Genomic DNA, 22,766 nt, shown 5'->3' on the forward strand with positions numbered 1-22,766 from the left:
GAAAAGATCTATCAAAAAGAAAAAGGTTCTGCCAAAAGGGTCACAAAAACATACATTAACAACATTAAATAAAAAACTCTATGCCTCTTTATCTGTTTACTCTTTCCTCTTTTGATCGAAGCTTAAAAATCCTTGATGCCAAGCAAAAGGAAATTATCAGGATTCTCTTAAAGGCGTTGGAAACTTATTACACTTCTAATTGCAACCTAGCCGAAGCTCAAAAAATCGCTCCACGCTTCTTCTACAAGCAACTACGTAAACCTTTCTATGAAGCCGGTATTGAGGGAAAATTACGCCTTATTATCAGGCGTGAAAAATCACAATGCTTTGCTTTAATGGTCGGGAATCACGACCAGGTCAAGAAATTCTTATCCAGTCAATAAACTAATTTACTCTAAGGCTGCTTTGCATTTCCCTCACAAACTTTTGGAATTCTCTCTATTGTCTCCGTTGCTCTGTCAACGGTTTTGATGACCGCATTCATTGTTTCAATCGCCGAATCATTCCTAGGACATTTTCCGTTTAATAATTATTTTAGAAACTTATACCTCTTAACTAATAGAATACCTAAGGTTATCGCTGAAAGTATTGGGTAGAGAAATAAAACATGGGCTGCTGTATTTTTATCTGCTTGAAAAACGCCTATCCCAAATAAAAATATTGGTAAATTTACCAATGCATGCAAACCCATAGTATAGAGAACATACTTAAGGAGTTTTTTATTGATTCCTTGAATCGCTATGATCGTAAACATGCCATGCAACAAACATGCTACAAAACGTTCTTCAATGTATCCGCCTAATTGATGCCAGTGCAATCTCGAGATTAAGGCATTATGGGAAAGCCAAAAAGCGATAGTCCACATCTCACTGATACCAAAACCTAATCCTATTGTCATACCAACAGCAATTTTATTTGTTGTTTTTAGTTGTTGCCTAAAAAATGGGATTAGAAACGGGGATATTTTAATCAATTCTTCTGTGACAGGCGCATAAAAAAAAGAAATTAAAGAATACGCAAAGGGGATTGCTCCGCCAGAGGCAGGCACTGCAAAAATAAACTGAAGAAGTTTATCAACCGGGACTCTGATGAGATAAAAAACGATTACGAATTCGGGAAGAGAAATTAAGCCCAGCCACACAGCTGTTTTGGTTCTACCCTTGAGAAGGGCGGCGATGAACCCTCCTATTACTGCTAGAGCAATTGCAGTTGTAAATATCGCGGCAATATAAACGTTAGGTATTTCCATATAAAAAGAAAAGAATTATTTAAATTTTCTCAACAATAATGATGCATTTGTTCCCCAGAAACCGACAGAATTATTGATTACATAATCGACCGCTGCTTTGCGAGGCTTCTTAAAACAATAATCTAAGTCACATGCAGCGTCACTTTCCCCATCAGAACACGTGGGAGGAATAATCTGATTCTGCAAACACAGCACACAAGCCAAAGTTTCAAAAGCTCCACAGGCCCCTAAGCTGTGTCCGATAACAGGCTTAATTGTCGAGGTAGTAATATTGGTCGAAAAGATAGCCTTAAGAGCATTCGTTTCCATGATGTCATTGTAAAGAGTTCCTGTCCCATGTGAATTAACATATTTAACATTTTGCGGATCAATTTCTCCCAAGCATTCTCTCATTGTCGTTATTAATCCCAACCCCGTCATATCAGGCCTTGTTATATCATAAGCATCATTTGAGTTAGCGTAACCTTTTACTTCCGCTAGTATTTCCTCGTGAGCTCTAACCGCATTATCCATTCTCTGCAAAACTACAAAAGCCGCACCTTCCCCCAGTGTTGTGCCGTCTCGTGACGCAGTAAAGGGAGTGCTTCTTTTCTTCTTAGAAAGGACACGCAGCACATCCATTCCGCTAATAATGTAATCATCCAACGCTTCACACCCTCCTACAATAACGTGTTGTAATTGTCCGGTCTTAATCAAATGATAGCCATATCCAATAGCATTTAGTGACGAAGTGCATGAAGTCGAAATATTACAGTAAAAAGCTAGTTTCCGATCAAGAAGTTTCTCAATGGCTTTACGAGAAGGAAATAAGGAATCAGCTCCTTCTAGAATTCCGCTATGGTCGCCAAAACTCGATCCAACTATCAGATTTATTCTATCTTCATCAAAATGATTTAAAAGTGGCGTAAGCGCTGTTTTTATAAAGTGCTGATATTTATTTTTTACACCTTTCGCGCCATCAACAAAGTACATAAACCTCCCGGTTCTCTCATTGAATTGCACAGAGAAATCTTTTTTCAGCAAAATTGTATCCCAAAAACTATCTGTCGATTCTCCACAAATAGAGCACTGACTGATTCGGGTAATCACAACATCATAGAAAGGACTCATCATCTAAACTTAAACCTCCATCTATGGAAAGTTGAAATCCATTTTTTAAACGAATATTGTCAGATATTAAAAATAAAACAGTGCTGGCTATTTCCTGAGGCTTGCAAAATCTTCTCATTGGGATTTTTTGAAGAATTTTCTTTCGCTCTGTTTCAGATAGCCTCGTGATCATATCTGTTTCCACCATGCCAGGAATAAGAGTAAAAATTTTAACACCATATTGATCAAACTCCAAAGCCGCTGTTTTTGTCAACCCAAGAATCCCCGCCTTTGAAGCTGCATAATTGATTTCCTTAAACGCTCCTAGAAGAGCAGCCGTTGATGAAATATTTACAATCTTTCCCTGTCGACTCTTCATCATCTTTCTGCCAACAGCCTTTATACAGTTGAAACATCCTTTAAGGTTAACATCAATGACGGCATCCCAATCATCATCCGTCATATAAATAATAAATTGATTTCTAATTACACCCGCATTGTTAATGAGAAAATCGATGCGCCCTGTTTGAGAAAATATTTCATCGACCACCAGCTTGACATCGGCAAAATTAGAAACATCACATCTTAATCCCTGACAATGAACTTTAAATTTACTGCTGATGTTTTTAGACAAAAGCTTTGCTTTTTCCTCATTCTTAAAAAATGTAAAAAATACGTGACTGATTCCTGACTTAGCAAGCTCGAAGACTATTTTCTCCCCGATTCCTCCTGTGCCTCCTGTAATTAATACTGTTTTTTGCGTCTTTGCGAAATCAGTTGAGTAACTTTTGCTATTTAACGATTCGCTTTTCACAATAATTTAATCTCTTTAGGCAATCCTCTGTACCATTTATAATTTCCTAATAGCTTCTGCATCACCTCCAGACCTTTCCATTCATAAGCATCGACTTCTTTGTCTTGCTTTATAATCTTTCTCTTCTCTTCTTCAGTTATAATGTAGATAAAAAATGTTGCATTCTCTGCACCATCTTTACTTGTTATGTACTGGCCTTTAGGCATAATCCGAACTAATCTAGTAGGATCAATTTCATGCTTTTCATTAAATACTTCCTCTTCAATTTCTTTTTTCATTCCAGCTTCTGGATCATCTATGCCTATATGCCCACCTGCCGAAACATCATAAGCACCAGGCTTAGTGTCTTTGGTCTTCGACCTAACTTGAACCAAAACATTTCCTTGTAGATCAAGCATTAAGACTGATGCAATTCTATGCCATAACTTTTTTTGTGGGTCACCTAATATTTTTTTGTCATGCGCTATCTCTCGTGTAGTAATTTGAGCATTCCCACTCGCATCTTTCAAATATGTTCCATTTTCATCCGTAACCCTAATAAATTCTTCTTCTAAAAGCTTTTCTTTTGTAATTTCTCTATTCAATATTTCTTTATATTCTAAAATAAGGCCTTCTAACCTTTCATTAAGAGCCTCTTTATCGCTGTTAAAAAGCTTTATTAATTTGCCATAACTCTTGCGAGCATCCACATTAGAAGAGCTTGCATCCATCGGCTTGTTGCTGCCATCTTTCTGAGGCTCAATACGCAAAGACAACTTATAATCATCCCCCGCAGGCGAAGAGCTCAAAGCGCCTAACTCTTGCGTACGACTTAAAGGAATCTTCCCAAATTTCTCTCCTCCGGAGAAATATTTTCTAGGGATGACTCGCTGACTTGGCTGATCGTATTCTGTTTTAATAAAATCAAAAACACCTTTCTTAAATGATTCTACATAGCGGGAATAAATCTGGTCTTTGATTGTTGGGTCCGGCAGATCCACACCTTTAATTTTATTTTGATCAATATAAACTTTTGACAAAAGGCTTTCTTTAATCGTCTCTTTATACCATTGTGCCAAAATCAAAGATTGATAAATTTGCCTGATGGGAGCAAAATTCTTACCTTCGTTAACCTCACGTTCTATTTCAGGAAGAATAATTTCACGGACGATATCTGAAGCTAGCGTAGAGCGTTTAGCGCTTAGGTCTTTGTCATTGCTATCCTCTACCCGTTGTTCGCTATTCGCTAGCGCAAGATAATCTTCCTCCATCATTACCTTAAGATGGCTTTTGACAATGTAAACTGCATTGCCATTTTCATAGACCGTAGCCTCTTGGGGCACAATCCAAACCTTATTAAAAGTATCAACAGGAATCGTGGTTGTACCAAATTGCTCATAAGCTTTCTTATAAATTTTATCCCAAAATGCCTTGCCGAACTCTTTTTCCGGATAAATTAAAGATGCTGTGAGTTGCTTTAAAATATAGTCCTGTGCCAACATATCTTGTCCAAGCTCAGTCTTTCCGAGCGCATCAGGAACAATCCTATCTTTTTCATAAGGAGATAAATTGACCCACAGGTCATCCTGAGGAACTGTCATGGCGGCTAGAAAATATTTTACAAGTCGACTCGACTCTTCTTTGATCTGATCCTGCGTAAACTTTGTATTTCCGCTATCAACGATAAAATCAAAATAAAGAGGATTCTTAGAGTCGATCGTCATCCCCTTTAGCAAAACAGGAACAAAGGCAGGGCTTAGGTTGACCATGGTGCCCGGAACAGGAAGATTTAGTACGCTCTGAGCGTAGGAAGGCAAAACAGAAGACAAAAGAAAAACAAATATGATAAGAATGGACACAAATCCACGAAAACGCGCCCAATGTCTTCTTGGAATGCGGATAAAAAAAATACCCTTTTCAAGCACCTTGATTGAAAACATCGAAAAACCTTCTTTTCTCCGTGGCAAATTAAAACTAAGAATATTAATATTTATAACTGCAGATGGTAAAAGTATAGCATAGCTTTCTTTAAAAAACCAACTTGGCGTAATTCTTACAAAATCTTAATTTCTTCCAACGTGCCATAATGCAATATTTTACATTAGCCAATCTAACATTCATTCATTACATATGTCTCCTCATTTTTCTTAAATCAACAATAAAAAAACAAACACAAAAATATCGTTACTATGTTTGCACAAATGCCCAGAAGCGTGGCTACCATTCGTGCCCAAACCGATCGCTTAACGCGCAGGCTATAGAGGAAGCTTCGGTCGAGTATTTAAAGAGAATCTTGTCAGACACAAAAAAATTTAAAGAACGCTCTCAAGAAGCTGAAGCTCTTCTGTCCCCTATCTGGGATACGCTCTATCCAGAGGAAAAGCGAAGAATCCTGCGCGTTCTTGTTAAGAAAATCTACTATTCATCTGAAGCAAAGAAGCTTGGAATCAATCTAAACGGTAGCGATATTAAGCTTGAATTTGACGTTGATCTAAAAAAGGTGCGCACATTGAGTAAATGGCACAAAGAAACGGAAATCGAAAAAGAACCAAAGATTAGAAGAAGTTTGATTCTTGCCTATCAGATACAGAGGCTTATAGATGAGGACAAAATACCAAGCATAAAACAAGCGGCTGAATGGCTTAACGTAATCCCGGTTAGATTAGATCAAACCCTGAATATGCTCCTCTTGTCTCCGGCTATTCAAGAAGAAATTATTTTCTCACCAAATAAGCGCATTGCAGAAATCCCCGAATACAAAATACGCAGTATTATCAGCGAACCAGATTGGCAGAAACAGGGCCAGCTGTGGCGCGCATTACTCTCCTAGTATCTCTGTTTACGCTTACCCAAATTCCTAGTTAATGCCCAAAATATTGCTCAGATTAATCAAAATATCGACGATAATGCCATTAACTAGAAAGCATTAACTAAAGCGCGATTCAGAGATAAAGAGATAGATTGATGAGATTTATTAGACTGGTTTTAGAAAAAAGAATTGATTTGATGCGCGTTCCGCTCTTCTTACGACAACAATGCAAAAATATCTACCCTAACCCTTTGAAACGACAAGACATGAAAATAGCCCTGAATAGTTTAGCTACTCAGGGCTATTGGTATCTCTCTAATTAAATTTAGAGAGATTAAACTGGCTCCCCGGGGGTGTCTAAGTCTTAAATGTATCTCACTATCAGCTGCGCTTTATTATACAGGAAAAGATCAAATTATCGATTATATCGTCGGTTTAGAGATAAAGTTAGAGGAAAAAATGTCCGTTTTGTCCACTATTTTCAACCCGAAAAATACATAACTATTTGATATATAATCAATTAGCGATGTCCAAGCCACTTAGGGTGGACATTGTCATTTTCACCATCATATCTTTCCCAATTGGGCGATATAGAATTCTTTTCCCTCTCTATTTCTGCCCTTAACGAATCAAGAATAAACCCATCAATCCTCTTCCAAACATAGGAAGCAAACCTAACTGGTCTCAGAGCACCACACTTGTCTGTATAATAAAGATCATAAGTTTGAATCTTGTCGTAAAGAATAAAAACCGCTTCAGAAAAGATATCTTCGCCGAAACGGCGGATATAGGAAGGAAAAGCTTTTTTATAAATACGAAAAATAACGAAACTAATGTGCCGAAGAATAAGCGCTTCTGTTTCTTCCTTAAAACCTTTCTGCGCTTTATCGATAAGCTTTCTTTCTTCTTCAAGTGAAATAGCAGGATATTTAAAAATTCTTTTTCAATAAATTTCAAACATTTATCATATACGCCCATAGCCCACTAAAAACAACGTTTTCCTTGTTTCTTTTTACACTCGTTATCACATCGATAACAAACCTCATTCTTAAGAAAACCATCATCGAAATATTCCTTAATATTCTCCAATGTGGTGCTGGCAATATTCGCCAGCGCTTCTTTCGTGAAAAATCCCTGATGAGATGTGACCAGAACATTCGGGAATGTTAAAAGTCTCGCCAGCATATCATCACCAATCATCGAGTTAGAAAAATCTTCGAAGAAATATTCGCTTTCTTCCTCATAAACATCAAGTCCGGCAGATCCGACTGAGCCATTCTTTAAGCCCTCTATGAGGGCATCTGTCTTGATAAGCTTGCCTCTTCCTGTATTGATGATCATAACTCCACTCTTCATTTGTTTTATGCTCTCTTCATCAATCATATGATACGTCGCCTTTGACAAAGGACAATGCAAAGAAATAATATCAGATTCTTTGTATAGTTCTTCAAGGGTGCCATATTTAAACCCCTTTTCTTTTGAATATTCTTCATCTCTGTACTTATCGTAAGCGATAACCTTCATGCCAAATCCCGAAGCAATATCAATAAGACATTTGCCTATTTTTCCTGTTCCTAGGACACCTAAGGTTTTCCCATGCATGTCAAAACCGAGAAATCCATTGATGGAGAAATTTCCATCCCGTGTCCGATAATAAGCCCGATGAATTTTACGGTTTAAGCTAAGCATCAATGCAACCGCATGTTCTGCCACAGCGTAAGGGGAATATGCAGGAACACGAACAACATGGATAGTCTCGTAAGCAGCCTTGAGGTCAACATTGTTATATCCAGCACTTCGTAATGCAATTAATTCTACCTGACAATCCTTAAGGACATTTATAGTCTTTTTATCAACAGTATCATTTACGAACGCACAAACAACATCATGCCCCTGACTCAATCGAGCCGTATTAGAATTTAAATGACCATTAAAGTATTGAATCTCAAAATGATACTTTTTGTTGATCTCATCAAATACTTTCTGATCATAGGGTTTGGCATCATAAAAAAATATTTTTTTATTGCTCATTTTAAACCTCCTACCTCTGATAGATCAAATAATAAAAGCGATTAACTGGAGAATCTTTATAATGCTTTCCGCCCCTTAAGAGTGGACTGGTCCGTTCTTGTTCTCTTATTCCGATTTTATAGCAGAAATGATGTTTTGCATTATCTCTGGATCAGTAACGACACCGATGATTCCGTTAAGAATAAATTGGACTCCAACACATAGAAGTAAAAACCCCATAATCCTGCTTAAGGCATCCACTCCAGCTACTCCAAAGAATTTAACCACCATCGATGAAGCCCGTAAGACTGCGTAACAGATCATGGTGACAATTAGAATGCCGACAATAATAATAACATAATCAAAAACATGGTCGATCTCGGCAGCGAGGCCAATGGTCACAGCGATAGCACCAGGCCCGCTTAAGCTCGGCATAGCTAAAGGGGTAAATGAAATATCCGATTTTTTGCGACATTCTTGCTTTGATTCTTCCTTCATACCATCATCCTTGGGGTTCAGCATATTTACACCCACGTTGCAAACCATAAGCCCACCAGCAATCCTCAGCCCTGGAATCGATATGCCGAAGAATTCCATAATTAAAGAACCTGCAATCAGAAACGCGACTAAGATCCAAAACATATATATACAACCCATTGTTGCTTGCTGATTGCGTTTTTTTGCGGAATCTCCTTTGGTAATACCTAAAAAGAAAGCAGCTGTACTGACTGGATTTGCTATGGGCAATAACGCAAAAATTGTGCCTAACAATAATGGGATAACGTGATCTAATGACATTTGATTCCTTTAGAATATTATTATCTAATAAATTTTTTCAAACACAGCATAAAGGGGCACATTTCACATAACTACCCTAATAAAAAAGGTGCTCATTCTTAAATTCATCTTTCTGAAAATTCTTATATTATTAAACTTGCAAGATATAATTAATCTTAAACTTGAAACTCCTGTAGGTGCTGCGGAACAAGAATCTCACTCTTCATTTTCTCTTTTAATGTAGATGCAAATTCACGAGCTGTTTCTTTTTCAGAATGAACAATAAATATTTTTTCCGGAGTGTTCTTAATGCCTGAAACCCACTTTAATAATTCATTTTTATCTGCATGTGCTGAGAAACCATTAATTTTCTCAATCCTTGCACGAATCGGATGAGTATGTCCTAAAATTCGCACATATTCTGGTTTCTCAAGAATAATTCTTCCTAATGTTCCAACAGCCTGATAACCTACAAACAAAATTGTACTACTAGTTCGGGATATATTACTCACTAAATGATGTTTAATTCTGCCGCCTGTGCACATTCCTGAACCAGCGATAATTATTGCGGAACCTTTAATATGATTAATCGCTTTGGATTCCTCTGATGATTTTGTCATTTTAAGCAAAGGGAAATGAAACAAACTCTTTTCATGTTCCAAAATTTGCTTTGCTTCATCATCAAAATCATCTGGATACATGTTATATACTTCAGTTACGTCTATTGCCATTGGGCTATCTACAAATGTCATTAAATGTGGAATCTTATTTGCATCTACCAATTGACCTAAATAATACAACACCTCCTGTGTTCGATTTATGGCAAAAGAAGGTATGATTATATTTCCACCTCTTTCATTTGTTTGATTAATGATATCTGATAATTTCTCAAGAGACGGGACCTCTTCTTCATGGACCCGATTACCATAAGTTGCCTCCATAACAACACAGTCTGCTTTTTCAAATATATGTGGATTATCAAGAATAGGCCTGTCCCATCGACCAATATCACCTGAAAACACATAAGTTTTTTCCTTGCCTTGTTCATTTACTTTCAGCTCAATCATGGCGGAACCTAATATATGACCAGCATCATAAAAGGTTGCGGTAATATCAGAAGATATTTTAATTTTATTCCTGTATGAAACTTTTCTAAAGAGCGGAAATACTTTCCTTACATCATCAATATCATAAAGTGCAACTTCCGGATGCGCTCCTTTTCGGCCTTCCTTTTTATGTCGCTTACGTTTATATTGCGCATCTGCCTCTTGCAATTTGGCAGAATCAAGTAAAGAAATTTTAGCAATCTCAACTGTCGGCGCTGTACAATAGATTTTTCCACGAAATCCATCTTTTACCAGTTTAGGTATATACCCGCAATGATCAAGATGCGCATGTGTCAAGATCATAGCTTGAATACTCGAAGGATTAATGGGAAATTTTTCCCAATTACGATCTCGAAGATCGCGCTCCTGATATAATCCGCAATCAATTAGTATTCTTGATTTGCCATGTTCAATATAAAATTTAGAACCAGTGACGTTTTCTGCGGCACCTAAAAATGTAATTTTCATTATTAACTCCCCAACCCTTTTAATTGCTTTGTTGTTTATACACAAACATATTTGGATTGTTTCTCACAAACTTTAATATTAAGTCTTTTAAAAACCAACCTTTATGATATTTAAGGTATATGTAGCCAAAAAGCGATACTACGAATGCGCCTAAGCAATCAATAATAAGATCCCACATCGTATCAACCAAACCACTCTTTTGCATATTAAAACCAAAGGTGTTATCCATAAAAAATTCAAATATTTCCCAAATTGTACCCAAGGCAACAGCGAAACTAAATGAAAACATAACAAGAAGAAATGGCCTTGCTTTAATAAGTTTTTCAGAATAAAAGACGTATAGAATAATAAATCCAATATACCCTAAAATTAATCCTGAAATACAATGTAACATAACATCCCACCACCAGAATTTATGATAATAATCGAACGTTTCACCAAGAAACATTGATCCAAATATAAAGAATACAAATAAAAGTTCCAACTCAATTGGCAACGTAATTTTATAGTTATGCTCGATTATTGCAGGAAGAAACATAAGAAATAAAGCAATGCAATTTAAAAACAAAAGCATCCATCGCCCAAAATAAACGTCCAAACACATAGCAATAATTAATGCAATACGGAATAAATGTGAAATATATAACTGCACATTGTTAAAGACTTCGTCAGAATTTTTTGCAACAGATATCTTCATAATAAATATTGAATGTAATATATTGCCCATCACGTTTCAGGATCATGGGTGGCAATTATAACGCCTTCTTTCTCATCCTCACAATCTGGGAGACAGATGCATTCAGAGGTTTGACCTTGGGTAGTGATAAACAGTATCTCATGGCCAAAACTCGCATTATAAATGTAAAACCAATAGTGCAGGCAATACGAACGCTGTTGTTCATGTCAATATAGCCTAGCAGCACAAATAAAACTCCACCACACAACGCTGCTGACGCATAGAAGTCCCTTTTCAATATTGAGGGTATTTCCGTTACAAGTAAATCACGAATGACTCCACCGCCGCAAGACGTTATCATAGCCATAAGTATAACGGTGAGAGGTACTGCGTTGTATGATTCTGCTTTGCTTGCGCCAATTGCCGTAAATACACTTAGTCCTATTGCATCGGCAATCATTACGTAGTCCCACTTAGTAGCTATTTTGGGGGCCGCAATGAAAACGACACCCCCTCCTGCTAAGCAAATCAGGACATACCAATAATCAAGCAGAGACACTGGCGGCGTTGCGCCAAGGATAGTGTCCCGAATGATGCCACCAGCAATGCCGGTAACCGTAGCAAGCGTCAACACTCCTAACAGATCCAGTTCATGTTTCACTGCGCGAAAAGCACCGGAGATGGCAAACGCCAATGTGCCGAAAATGTCCAGGATATAAATCATATAAAAGCTCTCCGTTATAAGGAATCAGTAATAACCCCCAAAAATTCTATCTCATTATAGCCGTTTTAACTCTTGCAGGATGCAGTCTTTACCAGAAGTGGCAATAAAAACATATTCAACCTGTCTCCTAAAACTTATTACTTCTTTCAAACTTTTCATAAATATTTATCTCAATTACATTTTTATTTTAGGAAATGTTTTGCTAAACGTATAATTTAAATCTCATTTTAAATTAATTTTTCTAATTTCATTTTTTACAAATGGTATAAGACTAGGAGCTACACTTAAATTTCTTACCCCTACAGATAATAATCCTTTAATATGCTTTGTATCTCCCGCAATTTCACCACAAACACCACAGCCTATATCTCCTTTATTAGCTTGAATAATCACACGCTCAATCATCATCATTACTGTTTTTGCACCTTGATCATAATACTCACTTGCGTTCATCTTCTCTCTACCAGCTGCCATTGTATATTGGATCAAATCATTAGTCCCTATACTTAAAAAATCCGATAGTTCCACAATTTTGTTAATATGTGTTACTGCAGCAGGCGTTTCGATCATTGATCCAATCTTAATATTTCTTTTTTCAGTTTTAAATGATTTCTGTAATTTTGTAATTATATCTTTAACCATAATAATTTCATCAGGCAAAGTAACCATAGGAATTAGTATGCTAACATCAAAATTTTTATATAAATCCAAAATAACTTCAATCTGCGTCTCCAATAGTTTTCTGTGGGTAAGCAATAACCGTATGCCTCTTAATCCTAAGAAAGGATTGCGTTCTTTTTCTACATTAAGATAAGGAAGCCTTTTATCGCCACCTACATCTAAAAGACGAATAATAATTTCTTTATTTGGTAGACACTTTAAAATATTTTTGAATCGATTAATAAGATAATCTTTTTCCGGAGCTGTTTTATGTTCTAAATACAGACTTTCTACTCTAAAAAGACCAATCCCATCACATCCCATCTTTTTTGCTTTCTTAAAATCTTCTTCATTTGAAGCATTTGCATATATTAAGATTTTTGTTCCATCAATTGTTATTGCCGCTTCTCTTGTTTTAGTTAATATGATATTGTTTTTTACTTGTGCTGTTTTTAACTTGGTTCTAAATCTTTCCTTTTCTTTGACCGTTGGGTTGACAACAACTTTTCCATTCTCTCCATAAAGAAGGAGAATCGCCCCTTTTTTAATATTTGAAATTGATTTATCTAATTGACAGACAGCCGGAACACCAAGAGCTCTAGCAATAATAGCACTGTGGGAGTTATAACCACCTTCCTCAGTAACAACACCTTTAATGTTCTTACTACTTAAATGCACCGTGTCTGACGGGAGCAATCTTTTAGCGACAATAATACTATTAGGTGGAAGCTTTTCTAATACATTTTTATCATAGCCTAATAGTTCACGCAAAATTCTTCGCCCTAAATCATCCATATCATCAGCTTTTGATTGAATCATTTCATCATCTGACGCCCTGAATCTATTCGACCAATGTTGAAATACATTTTTAACAACCTGTTCTGCGTTAACCATTTCCCGGTTCATCTCTTTCTCTAGGTCTTTCAGGATTCTCTCGTCTTTTAAAATCATTTTATGCGCTTCAAAAATGTCGGCATGTTGTTTAGCAACTGTTGTCGCTACGATTTCTTTTGTTTTTTGTAATTCTAATAGAACTTGTTCCAAGGATTTTTCTATACGATTGAATTCTTCTTTTATCTCTGTTTCTTTTAAAACATATGAAATAAGATCACGACTTAAAACATCTCTGTAAATAAATGCTTCTCCAATGGCAAGGCCTTTTGAAATAGTATTTCCATTAATAACTATTCGTTTAGTTCTTCGAGTAGAATTTTTATTTTTCTTTTTTTGATTTCTAATATCCATACCATATAAGCAGACCTGATTTTTTCCGTTAGCCTTAGCTTGATACATCGCTTGATCAGCAGCATGAATTAAAGAAATCTTATCATAAACTCTGTTTTTACCAAATTCTGCAACTCCAATACTAATGGTAACATTAAATGTGCTCTTCGAGTTGATTTGATAAAGTTTCATTTCTTGGATTTTCTTTCTTAACCGTCTTGCAAGAATTCCGGCAGCTTTTAAATCTGTTTCAGGCAAAATACATACAAACTCTTCACCCCCATATCTAAAAGCACGATCAGTTGTTCTTAATATTTCCTGAATAGAACGCGAAACTTCCCTTAAGGTCTCATCCCCAGATTCATGGCCATAAATATCATTAATTTTAGTAAAATCATCCATATCACAAAATAAAATTGACAAAGGGTGACCATATCTTTTTGATCTATCAATTTCAGCCTCTAGATTTGAATGCAATGTTACACAATCGTACAGAGTCGTTTCTTCATCAATAATAGCTTTAGTTGCAAGTTTTAATAATTTGTCATTGTCAATAATTACAGGATCATATAAAACTGATCGAATATTTTTCATATAATCCAGTGCGGCTACCTCTATGCCCACAGCCCGTTTTAATTTTTTAGAAATATTGTCTTTATGCACGATAATTTCTTGATACATATTTTTTGCTTCTTTAACATCTTTTATAATTTTGTGAGTTAAAATGTAGATAATTTCAATATACAAATCATCTTTTGATTTTTTTTGAATATCATCCAAGCGTTTTCGCTCCTCATGAGTTCCTTCCCATTCCTTAGAAAATATCTTAATGAGTCTGTAATCAAGCTTGTTTTCAAGCATATATTGCGCTTCTTCGATTATATTTTTTATTTTTGGCATTTTTCCTTTAAGTTGAATTGATAAATATCTTCTCTAAAATCAATTTAAATCACAATTCTTTTTAAAATGCTCATTTATCTTTTTACCTTATTATTATATTCGATTACCCGCTTGAGTAAAATATTCTACCAATTTCACAACATCGTATATTTCATCGTATATATCTTTATATTTTACTCCTGAATCTGCAAAATAAATTTTAACATCTTTTTGATCCATAAGATGAAAAGCGGCATAACGTATCGCCACCCAACAAGTTTCGCAATCGTTAGTAGCAATCACAATGCCAACCTTTTTGTTCTCCTCTTTTCTTATAGTTTTCACTTCTTTCACAAATGGTAATCTCCTGCCGCTTCAGGTTGATATAGTACCTTTTCAACTTTCCATTTCGCAATGCCTGCGGGAACCTTCCACTCAATAATGTCTCCTACACTATACCCAAGCAATGCCGTTCCAAGCGGAGCCAAAATTGACACTCTGTCTTCGCTAGCATCTGCCTGGTTAGGAAATACTAATTTATAAACAGCTACTTCTCCCTCAGCAACATCAAGTAAATAAATCACAGAATTCATCGTAATAACATCTTTGGGAATATCTTTAAATTTCACTATTTTAGCCTTATCTAACTCGTTTTCCAATTCCTTTAAAACCTTCTCATCTTCTGGACCATAATCTCTTGCGACCATTATCAATTCCCGCAATCTCTTCATGTCGTTATCAGTAATATAGATAATCTTATTAGACATTGCTACCTCCTTTATTCTTCATACTCCATGAATGCTAAAAAAACCGGGTCCAATGTATATTCAGCCTGCAAACCCTTTACAAAACCTCTCAGTTTAAAACCAAAAATCGAATGAAAGAAACCATCTATTCATTGATACCAAAAGAACATATTTAATCTAGGCTACCATAATTCCACATACTCTGCATTAATCTTGACGAAGCTCAGGACTTTTTGAGATCGGAGTCGGGCACTTCAAGACAACCCATAGGTCGATATAATGAACGTTACAATCGTGGTAACCTGAATTACCATGGCTCCTTTTTCTGACAGTACGCCCATCGATAAGGCTGAAAAAGCGACAAGAAGGGAAAACTCGCTTGACTGAGCCAAACGTATTGACAGTTGTTGAGACAACTCAGGTGTTTCACCTGTTTTTCGAAATGCGAAGCGAAAGAAAAAGGCTTTCAAGGGTACTAGAATCGCACCAAAAATGATTGCGGCCAAAAGAAGCCGGGGTTCTAGAAATAAATCCAGTTTTGACCCTATAGCAAAGAAGAAAAGGATCAAGAAAAACTCGCGCAGCGGCTTCAGACGTTCGGCAATGACGAGTGCGACCTTGCAGGAAGCAATCGAGATCCCGGCAACGAAAGCGCCCATCTCGTAAGAAAGGCCGAAGAAGTGAGCGGTTTCTGCCATGAGTAAACACCAAGCCAGTGTCGCAAGAAAAGTATACTCCTGGACTACATCAAACTTCGTAAGTAACGGTATCATCACGAACCGTACACCAAAAAAAGATAACAAACAAAGAAGCGTGAATTTCCCTGTGAGCATCGCGAAAGTTACCAAAACATGATCACTCTGTTCTCCAGTGATGAATAAGATAACAAGAATGGCTAACATATCCTAAATAAGAAGGACGCTGGTCATTACACCACCCATCCTTTTGTGATGGAGCGTAGTAGTGGGAATCAGCTTCAGCCCGACAACCGTGCTTGAGAACATCATGGCTGCACCGAAAATCAAGGAACTGTGTACATCAAACCTGAGTAGCAAGGCAAAAAGAAAGGACACAGCACCAAACAACAATGATGTGCCAAATGTGAGAAGCGAAGTTTTCCGAAAAAGTCTGACCAACTTTGCTGGTTGTAGGTTCAGGCCAAGAAGAAAAAGCAGAAGTATGACTCCGAAATGAGATATTTGTTCGATATGATCAGTCCTACGAATCAAGGCAAATCCGCTTGGCCCAACTACAATGCCGATTGCGATATAGGCAATGATAATTGGCTGCTTTGCATAGAGAAATAGCGTGCCGAGCAAGGCGGCGCCAGCAATGATCACAGTCAACTCGAATATGATACTATCAAGATTCATGATTTTACCCTATCACAAATGGTAATCCCCTTCCGCTTCGGGTTGATATAATGTTTTTTCTTACAAAATAAAGTCCGTAGATAAAAAATTAGATTTCCTATTCTTTACAATTTGGTCAATGATTTCTTTATTTGAATCTGTCTCTTTTGTTGCAACTAAAGACCTAATTGAAAAAACTTTTAGCGCATCTGAAACAGAAAGCGTCCCTTCAGCAGAATCTTTTCTTCCTGTAAAAGGAAAAGTGTCTGGTCCTCTTTGGCACTGACTGTTAATGTTTACCCGGCAAACCTGATTAACCAAAGGATCTATCAAATCTGCAATAACATCTGAATCGTTTCCGAATACACTAACTTGCTGACCGTAATTGGAGTCAATAATATATTGAATTGGTGTTTCGATATCATCAAATGGTACGACAGGGATGACCGGGCCGAATTGTTCTTCTGTATATATTCTCATTTTCAAATTCACGGGATAAAGCAATGTAGGATAATAAAATGTTTTATTAAATTCTCCGCCATGATTATTCACAATTCTTGCCCCATTCGTTTTTGCATCTTCAACTAAGGCGTGCAGATAATCAGTTTTATTGGGTTCAGGCAACGGCGTTATCTGGACACCTTCCTCCCATGGCATGCCGCACTTTAGTTTTTCTATCGCTTCCGCAAACTTCTCAAGGAAAGAATCAACTATGTTGGAATGAACAAAAAGCATTTTCAATGCTGTACAGCGCTGACCATTATATGACAGCGTACCAAGCACATGCTCTTTTATGGCTAAATCAATATCCGCATCTTTAAGAACAATTGACGCATTTTTCGCTTCTAATCCCAAAACAAATCTACATCTATGAGGTTTTGGATGCTGTTTTTGAAGAATATTTGCGACTTTGCTTGATCCAATAAAAGCGAGAGCGCTAATCTTACCTGATGCCATTAAGGGTCCAATGACTTTTTGTCCGTCACCATAAACTGTATTTACCGCACCTTTGGGAAATGATTCTTGAAACGCCTTCAATAATGGTTGATGTAAAAGGACTCCAAGTTTTGGTGGTTTAAAAATTACCGTGTTACCCATTATTAGAGCTGGAATTAGAGTTGTGAATGTTTCATTTAAAGGATAATTGAACGGCCCCATACAGAGCACAACTCCTAAAGGAGCACGCCGTATTTGTCCTAAAATTCCTTGTTCAACAACAAATTTTGACGATATCCTATCTATGTCTTTTAATGCAGTTATGGTATCTCGAATGTAATCCACCGTCCTATCAAATTCTTTTTGAGAATCGAGAAGATTTTTTCCAATCTCCCACATTAAGAGCTTCACAACCTCTTCTCGCACAGTCTTCATTCGATTTACAAAACCTTCCAAACATTTTATCCGTTCTTGTATTGAACAAGTGGGCCAATCTCCTCGGCCGTTATCATATGCCTTAACTGCGGCATCTAATGCAAGCAAAGCTTCGTTCTCGGTCAACAGAGGATATTCCCCAATAATCTTTTGCTCTACCCCTTGCTCACTTGATAAGCACACAGGAGAAAGAACTTCTTGAAAAGGCCCAGCCCACGATTTCAACTCACCATTAATGAGATATTCACTTTGGTTTACTTTATTTTTTATTTTAATATTTTCTGGAAGATTCTCTTTTTCAGGAAATATTTCTTTTATGTCAAGCATACAAATCCTCCTATTTCTTTGGTATAAACAATGGTTTATCCAATTTTATTATCAGTTCAGTTCCAACACGGGCAGCTTGAATTCTTTCATGTCAAACAGAATGACTGCGCCAACGCCAAAACCAAGTATCAAACCTTTCTGCGCGCCGACATCTCCTCCGGCTGAAAACCTTCCCATAAGTGCCACCACAACTGCAGAATTACCAATATTTGTGGCATCTTTATGCTTGCCTACAACTTTTTTGCAGTTTCATTCCTTTTACAAATGGTAATCCTCGGAAGCTTCAGGTTGATATAATATTTTTTCTACCTTTAGTCTAGTAATCCCACCAGGAACTTTCCATTCAATGACATCTCCAACGCTATATCCGAGCAATGCTGTTCCAATCGGAGCCATAATTGACACTTTGCCTTCGTTAGCGTTCGCCTGATTGGGAAATACTAATTTATAAACAACTTCTTCCTCAGCAACAACATCAAGCAAATGGATCTCAGAGTTCATTGTAATAACATCTTTTGGAATATCTTTAAATTTCACTATTTTAGCCGTATCTAATTCGTCTTCCAATTCCTTTAAATCCTTCTCATCTTCCTGACCATAATCTCTTGCGACCATTATCAATTCCCGCAATCTCTTCATATCATTATCAGTAATATAAATTTCTTTCGTCGCCATTTTGTCTCCTCCTGTTGTTAAAACGTTTATTAAAAATTAATAAAAAACATCCTTATTTTATAGAAATTCCAACTCTCTAACTATAACACCTTCTCCAATTCATAATCGTCCATTACAAAGCCTTGCCCTATATCCTGAACATATGGACCCATCATGGTGTACCCACATTTTTGATAAACCTTTATCGAATCTAAATTATTTTTATTAACTGTTAACCAAACCCTCGAACAATTGCTACTTTTCGCAATTTCCTCAATAAAATTCAACGTTTCCCGGCCAAGACCTTTACCCCGAACATGCAATTTTAGATAAATTTTATTTAAAAACAGCTTATCGCCCTGGATAAGAACACAAAAATATCCAATATACGAATTGGCATCATCGCCAATTAAATAATAATGATAATCATCCTGGATTTGTCTTGTAATCGCTTCTACAGACTGAAATTTTTCCAGCATGTAATCAACCTGATCCTGTCCAACAATAGGAATATAATGCTTTCGCCAAATAATATCTGCAAGCAAGACCACTTCTTTAATCATTTCACCATTCTTAACTTCAGCAAATTTAATATTTTTCATCATTAATAAATTATACACAAAAAACCTTCTGCAGCTAAAAGTTATCTCATAAGCGCCTTAGAACTTTGTAAGATTTCTTCTCTTTACTCGCAGAGAGTTTATGCGCCTATTTTCTTTTTGTTGGGGCAACTACCATCATAAATTATTTTCTCCTGTCCATCAATTGTTACAATTTGCCCATCTTTAAGATGAGACATCGCCTTAAATGTTCCAGCCAATGCAACTAAATTAGGGTTCATCACGTAAATATCATCCCAACTCATGGAAGAAAACTCTTCCAGAATATAACCGCCTACCTTTTTAAGGATTGGTTCAAAAGACATATCAATATATTTTGTTAAAAGTATTTCCGTTCCGTCTCCTTTAATGCGACTAGTCGCTTCCTTAAGGTCAGATACTTTTACAATCTTACCAGAGAATATTGTTCCATAACCACGTTGACCTTTTCCAATAACATCGGCAACCATATGAACACGAATATTATTAAGCATAATCGGAGAGTCCATCGGAATTCCTGAAAGACTAACCAGTCGATCGAAAGGCTTGATCAGTCCTTGCTTTTTACCAGATTCAAAAACCTTTTTAAGCATTTCGTCTGCATCAGTGGCATACTCAGTAATGATCGGAGTTACCCCCCAATACAATAATAGTTTGCGGCGAACATCTTCATGAGGTGTCATGGCTAAAATATCCTGCTCTGGACGATACTTGCTGATCATCTTTGGTGTATTTCCTCGTAATGTCGGTGCTACAATAGCATCAGCATGAATATCTCGCGCAACTAAAAATGACGCACGCGCAACTGTATCTGCAATATTGATTGGCCCGTTAGCTATTCCATATTCTTGAAAATGATTAAAAAACTTTCGTGAATTTTCAACTTGCAAAGCTATTTTATGCATCATTTCCGTTGCTTTTATAGGGTAGGCTCCATTTGCTGTTTCACCCGAAAGCATAATGGCATCTGTTCCGTCAAAAATGGCATTAGCCACATCTGTTACCTCTGCCCGTGTCGGCATTGGATTTCTAACCATAGACTCAAGCATTTGAGTAGCTGTAATAACGGGTTTATTATGCTGATTACATTTGTGAATAATTGTTTTCTGTGCTAACGGAATTTCTTCAGCAGGAAGTTGAACACCTAAATCTCCTCGAGCGATCATAACTCCATCTGAAACACGAATGATCTCGTCAATATTTTGAAGCCCTTCGTCATCTTCAATCTTAGCGATAATATCCACATCACTGTCTGCAATATCAATGGCCGCACGAATTTCTTTAATATCCGTTGGCTTACGAATAAAAGATGCCGCAATAAAATCAACACCTTGAGCAATGCCAAACTTAATATCATCAAGATCTTGCCCAGTTACTGCTGGCAAAGATGTTTTAACCCCGATAACATTTACATTCTTAAAACTACCGATCTCTCCACCGCTAATAATGACACAGTGAATGTCATTCTTATCAATCTTCTCAACTTCCAGACAGATAAGCCCATCAGCCATAAAAATCCGTGTGCCTATAGAAACTTCTGAAGGAAGTTTTTCATAAGAAATGCTGAGGCGATCTGTATTTCCTTCAATTGTGTCTGTTGTGAGAATGATTTTTTCCTCTTTTTCAAGATCGATCATTCCGCCCCCTTTAATAGCACCAGATCGGATTTCTGGTCCTTTAGTGTCCATCAGAAGTGCGACTGGAATGGATGTTTGACGGCTAGCCTCTTTAATCATATCCATCATTTCTTTATGTTGAGCATGATTTCCATGAGAAAAATTAAATCGAGCAACATTCATACCTGCTTGCAAAAGTTGCTTCAATATTTCTAAATTGTTTGTTGTCGGACCAACCGTACAAACTATTTTTGTCTTACGCATAATAGACTCTCCTTATAAACTTTAATTTTATGAATGTGCAACTTCATGAAAAAACTAAGATACAAAATTATACTGCCAGTAGTTAACAAAATCGATGAAATAAAATGCTTTCGTAATATCCGCAACATGGTGAATTTACCATGCAGAGAACGACCGAAGAATGGTCCGGCGCGCATGTTACTATAGCCTCAACTTCATTGTTTCTACTTATTATCGGTAGTAACAAGAGGAGGTATAGAAAGCAAATCCGTCCCGCCTTCGGAAGAACCTTTAGTCATATGTACAGAACGAATATCGTCCAATGTGATGAAGCAGTCTGGGTCCGCATTTCTTGCGATACTCATAGCGCGTGAAACGTCTCTTCGCTTTGCCTGTACAAAGAGCAATTGGACATTACCATCACGACCGCTTCCATCAAAGACAGTCACACGGCAATCTTTTTCCCATAATTTTTGCGCAACAAGTTGTCCAGACTTGGAAAATATTCTGATAACTTGTTCGCCGATTTTTAAAATGCCTTCAATGGTCATACCAACAAATGTACCTGTCGCAAAACCTAATGCAAAAGCAAACGAAGTGAGAGGATCTTGGATTGATGACATGACGCGAGATACCGCATAAACCCATATAAGCGCTTCAAAAAAGGCAATAATGAAGACGTAGTGCTTTTGCCCACGAATAATCAGCGCATGGCGAATTGTTCCAAGCCCTACGTCGCACACGCGCGCAATGAATATGGTTAGAGCGATAACAATACTTGATGCAGGCATTTAGCAACCTTTCTTTCTTAGCTTGTCCAAAAATTAATATACGACTGTCGCCTTTTCTGGTAGTCGTAAGTTAAGGTTAATCAGATTATTCTGTATTTTATATTTTATATTTTTTTCTCAAAATTACTATATTTATATTAGTCAACGTCGCATTAAACTGTAGGTATAAATCTTGCCGCCTACTTGTATGAGCTTTTTCGCTTGATCAAGAATATTAAATTTCCCCATGCTCAACGCCTTTGCCCATAAAGAATACTTTGACTTAATCTCCTTGCCCTAAAGCAAAATTACCGTACCGCATAGCATTCCAGCAGGTCTCTGCGTCATTACTTAAAACAACAATACCAACTTTCATAAAGCAACACCTCCCTTATTGCAAATAGTCATAAATCTATTTTTTATTTATTTTTTTTCTTTTTAGCCTTTTTCTTGTTAGCAACTTTATCCCCCATCGTTTCTCACCCCCTTCCGGATTGACCATCCCTTATTTCTCTCGTTTTTTACCCTTCTTTTTGGAACGCCACATTATCCCCATTTCAGATACCTCCTTTCAATTTTGTTTCGAAGATTCCCTAAATATCCTTGCCATTAGTTTCCGACTGA

The 22,766-nt window shown here is 36.8% G+C and carries 20 protein-coding genes and 1 pseudogene; 2 read left to right on the top strand and 19 right to left on the bottom strand.

The genetic code is table 11. The features are described from left to right. The first annotated feature begins 80 nt into the window (after nt 1-80). The gene (locus PHY73_07620; protein MDD3375570.1) at nt 81-383 is read left to right on the top strand and encodes a hypothetical protein; all 303 of its coding nucleotides are present in this window, start codon (nt 81-83) and stop codon (nt 381-383) included. Between the two features lie 146 nt (nt 384-529). Here the strand turns inward: PHY73_07620 and PHY73_07625 are convergent, their stop codons facing one another. From PHY73_07625 to PHY73_07640, 4 genes are read right to left on the bottom strand one after another with little or no spacing between them, the layout of a single operon-like run. Next, entirely contained in the window at nt 530-1,249 is a 720-nt protein-coding gene (locus PHY73_07625) for a hypothetical protein (GenBank protein MDD3375571.1), read from the bottom strand. A 15-nt stretch (nt 1,250-1,264) separates the two neighbouring features. After that, nucleotides 1,265-2,362: a beta-ketoacyl-[acyl-carrier-protein] synthase family protein gene (locus PHY73_07630; GenBank protein MDD3375572.1), complete on the bottom strand. Its 1,098-nt coding sequence runs from the start codon at nt 2,360-2,362 to the stop codon at nt 1,265-1,267. Further along, a complete protein-coding gene (locus PHY73_07635; protein MDD3375573.1) occupies nt 2,343-3,152 on the bottom strand; it encodes an SDR family oxidoreductase in 810 nt (269 codons plus the stop codon). Before PHY73_07635 ends, PHY73_07630 begins: the two co-directional genes overlap by 20 nt. After that, nucleotides 3,149-5,071, bottom strand: a complete 1,923-nt coding sequence (locus tag PHY73_07640) for an NUDIX domain-containing protein (protein ID MDD3375574.1) — start codon at nt 5,069-5,071, stop codon at nt 3,149-3,151. Before PHY73_07640 ends, PHY73_07635 begins: the two co-directional genes overlap by 4 nt. Nucleotides 5,072-5,217: 146 nt before the next feature. Between PHY73_07640 and PHY73_07645 the strand changes: the two genes are divergently transcribed. Further along, a complete protein-coding gene (locus tag PHY73_07645; protein ID MDD3375575.1) occupies nt 5,218-5,961 on the top strand; it encodes a zinc ribbon domain-containing protein in 744 nt (247 codons plus the stop codon). A gap of 963 nt (nt 5,962-6,924) precedes the next feature. Here PHY73_07645 and PHY73_07650 read toward each other — a convergent pair. The 15 genes and pseudogenes from PHY73_07650 to PHY73_07720 all read right to left on the bottom strand — a co-directional run bounded on the left by PHY73_07650 (nt 6,925) and on the right by PHY73_07720 (nt 22,163). Continuing rightward, on the bottom strand, nt 6,925-7,971 hold the full coding sequence (locus PHY73_07650; protein MDD3375576.1) for a 2-hydroxyacid dehydrogenase: 1,047 nt from the start codon (nt 7,969-7,971) through the stop codon (nt 6,925-6,927). Between the two features lie 105 nt (nt 7,972-8,076). Further along, the gene (locus PHY73_07655) at nt 8,077-8,748 is read right to left on the bottom strand and encodes a MarC family NAAT transporter (GenBank protein ID MDD3375577.1); all 672 of its coding nucleotides are present in this window, start codon (nt 8,746-8,748) and stop codon (nt 8,077-8,079) included. A gap of 155 nt (nt 8,749-8,903) precedes the next feature. Next, the gene (locus tag PHY73_07660) at nt 8,904-10,301 is read right to left on the bottom strand and encodes an MBL fold metallo-hydrolase (protein MDD3375578.1); all 1,398 of its coding nucleotides are present in this window, start codon (nt 10,299-10,301) and stop codon (nt 8,904-8,906) included. A gap of 19 nt (nt 10,302-10,320) precedes the next feature. After that, a complete protein-coding gene (locus PHY73_07665; GenBank protein MDD3375579.1) occupies nt 10,321-10,998 on the bottom strand; it encodes a hypothetical protein in 678 nt (225 codons plus the stop codon). Between the two features lie 55 nt (nt 10,999-11,053). Further along, nucleotides 11,054-11,701: a trimeric intracellular cation channel family protein gene (locus PHY73_07670; protein MDD3375580.1), complete on the bottom strand. Its 648-nt coding sequence runs from the start codon at nt 11,699-11,701 to the stop codon at nt 11,054-11,056. A gap of 222 nt (nt 11,702-11,923) precedes the next feature. Next, the gene (ptsP, locus tag PHY73_07675) at nt 11,924-14,485 is read right to left on the bottom strand and encodes a phosphoenolpyruvate--protein phosphotransferase (protein MDD3375581.1); all 2,562 of its coding nucleotides are present in this window, start codon (nt 14,483-14,485) and stop codon (nt 11,924-11,926) included. Between the two features lie 93 nt (nt 14,486-14,578). Continuing rightward, nucleotides 14,579-14,818 (bottom strand): hypothetical protein, encoded by a 240-nt coding sequence (locus tag PHY73_07680; protein ID MDD3375582.1) that lies wholly within the window; start codon nt 14,816-14,818, stop codon nt 14,579-14,581. After that, nucleotides 14,815-15,231 (bottom strand): nucleoside diphosphate kinase regulator, encoded by a 417-nt coding sequence (gene rnk, locus PHY73_07685; GenBank protein MDD3375583.1) that lies wholly within the window; start codon nt 15,229-15,231, stop codon nt 14,815-14,817. Before rnk (PHY73_07685) ends, PHY73_07680 begins: the two co-directional genes overlap by 4 nt. A gap of 233 nt (nt 15,232-15,464) precedes the next feature. Then, nucleotides 15,465-16,583, bottom strand: a pseudogene (locus PHY73_07690) (cation:proton antiporter). Between the two features lie 60 nt (nt 16,584-16,643). After that, nucleotides 16,644-18,260 (bottom strand): NADP-dependent glyceraldehyde-3-phosphate dehydrogenase, encoded by a 1,617-nt coding sequence (locus PHY73_07695; GenBank protein ID MDD3375584.1) that lies wholly within the window; start codon nt 18,258-18,260, stop codon nt 16,644-16,646. A 51-nt stretch (nt 18,261-18,311) separates the two neighbouring features. Continuing rightward, on the bottom strand, nt 18,312-18,437 hold the full coding sequence (locus PHY73_07700; protein ID MDD3375585.1) for a hypothetical protein: 126 nt from the start codon (nt 18,435-18,437) through the stop codon (nt 18,312-18,314). 81 nt (nt 18,438-18,518) lie between these two features. Further along, complete coding sequence (gene rnk / locus PHY73_07705; protein MDD3375586.1) at nt 18,519-18,935, bottom strand: nucleoside diphosphate kinase regulator; 417 nt, start codon at nt 18,933-18,935, stop codon at nt 18,519-18,521. A gap of 80 nt (nt 18,936-19,015) precedes the next feature. After that, nucleotides 19,016-19,534: a GNAT family N-acetyltransferase gene (locus PHY73_07710; GenBank protein MDD3375587.1), complete on the bottom strand. Its 519-nt coding sequence runs from the start codon at nt 19,532-19,534 to the stop codon at nt 19,016-19,018. Between the two features lie 80 nt (nt 19,535-19,614). After that, nucleotides 19,615-21,393: a pyruvate kinase gene (gene pyk / locus PHY73_07715; protein ID MDD3375588.1), complete on the bottom strand. Its 1,779-nt coding sequence runs from the start codon at nt 21,391-21,393 to the stop codon at nt 19,615-19,617. A 203-nt stretch (nt 21,394-21,596) separates the two neighbouring features. After that, nucleotides 21,597-22,163 carry a DUF5698 domain-containing protein gene (locus tag PHY73_07720; GenBank protein MDD3375589.1) on the bottom strand — a complete coding sequence of 189 codons (567 nt, stop codon included), beginning with the start codon at nt 22,161-22,163 and terminating at the stop codon, nt 21,597-21,599. Between the last annotated feature and the right edge of the window lie 603 nt (nt 22,164-22,766).

This window comes from Candidatus Omnitrophota bacterium, from assembly GCA_028693815.1.
GTDB lineage: Bacteria > Omnitrophota > Gorgyraeia > Zapsychrales > Aceulaceae > Aceula.

Coding starts and splice junctions, on each gene's coding strand:
- PHY73_07620 (MDD3375570.1), top strand. CDS start 81: ATGCCTCTTTATCTGTTTACTCTTTCCTCTTTTGATCGAAGCTTAAAA.
- PHY73_07625 (MDD3375571.1), bottom strand. CDS start 1,249: ATGGAAATACCTAACGTTTATATTGCCGCGATATTTACAACTGCAATT.
- PHY73_07630 (MDD3375572.1), bottom strand. CDS start 2,362: ATGATGAGTCCTTTCTATGATGTTGTGATTACCCGAATCAGTCAGTGC.
- PHY73_07640 (MDD3375574.1), bottom strand. CDS start 5,071: ATGTTTTCAATCAAGGTGCTTGAAAAGGGTATTTTTTTTATCCGCATT.
- PHY73_07645 (MDD3375575.1), top strand. CDS start 5,218: ATGCAATATTTTACATTAGCCAATCTAACATTCATTCATTACATATGT.
- PHY73_07650 (MDD3375576.1), bottom strand. CDS start 7,971: ATGAGCAATAAAAAAATATTTTTTTATGATGCCAAACCCTATGATCAG.
- PHY73_07655 (MDD3375577.1), bottom strand. CDS start 8,748: ATGTCATTAGATCACGTTATCCCATTATTGTTAGGCACAATTTTTGCG.
- PHY73_07660 (MDD3375578.1), bottom strand. CDS start 10,301: ATGAAAATTACATTTTTAGGTGCCGCAGAAAACGTCACTGGTTCTAAA.
- PHY73_07665 (MDD3375579.1), bottom strand. CDS start 10,998: ATGAAGATATCTGTTGCAAAAAATTCTGACGAAGTCTTTAACAATGTG.
- PHY73_07670 (MDD3375580.1), bottom strand. CDS start 11,701: ATGATTTATATCCTGGACATTTTCGGCACATTGGCGTTTGCCATCTCC.
- ptsP (MDD3375581.1), bottom strand. CDS start 14,485: ATGCCAAAAATAAAAAATATAATCGAAGAAGCGCAATATATGCTTGAA.
- rnk (MDD3375583.1), bottom strand. CDS start 15,231: ATGTCTAATAAGATTATCTATATTACTGATAACGACATGAAGAGATTG.
- PHY73_07695 (MDD3375584.1), bottom strand. CDS start 18,260: ATGCTTGACATAAAAGAAATATTTCCTGAAAAAGAGAATCTTCCAGAA.
- PHY73_07700 (MDD3375585.1), bottom strand. CDS start 18,437: ATGGGAAGGTTTTCAGCCGGAGGAGATGTCGGCGCGCAGAAAGGTTTG.
- rnk (MDD3375586.1), bottom strand. CDS start 18,935: ATGGCGACGAAAGAAATTTATATTACTGATAATGATATGAAGAGATTG.
- pyk (MDD3375588.1), bottom strand. CDS start 21,393: ATGCGTAAGACAAAAATAGTTTGTACGGTTGGTCCGACAACAAACAAT.
- PHY73_07720 (MDD3375589.1), bottom strand. CDS start 22,163: ATGCCTGCATCAAGTATTGTTATCGCTCTAACCATATTCATTGCGCGC.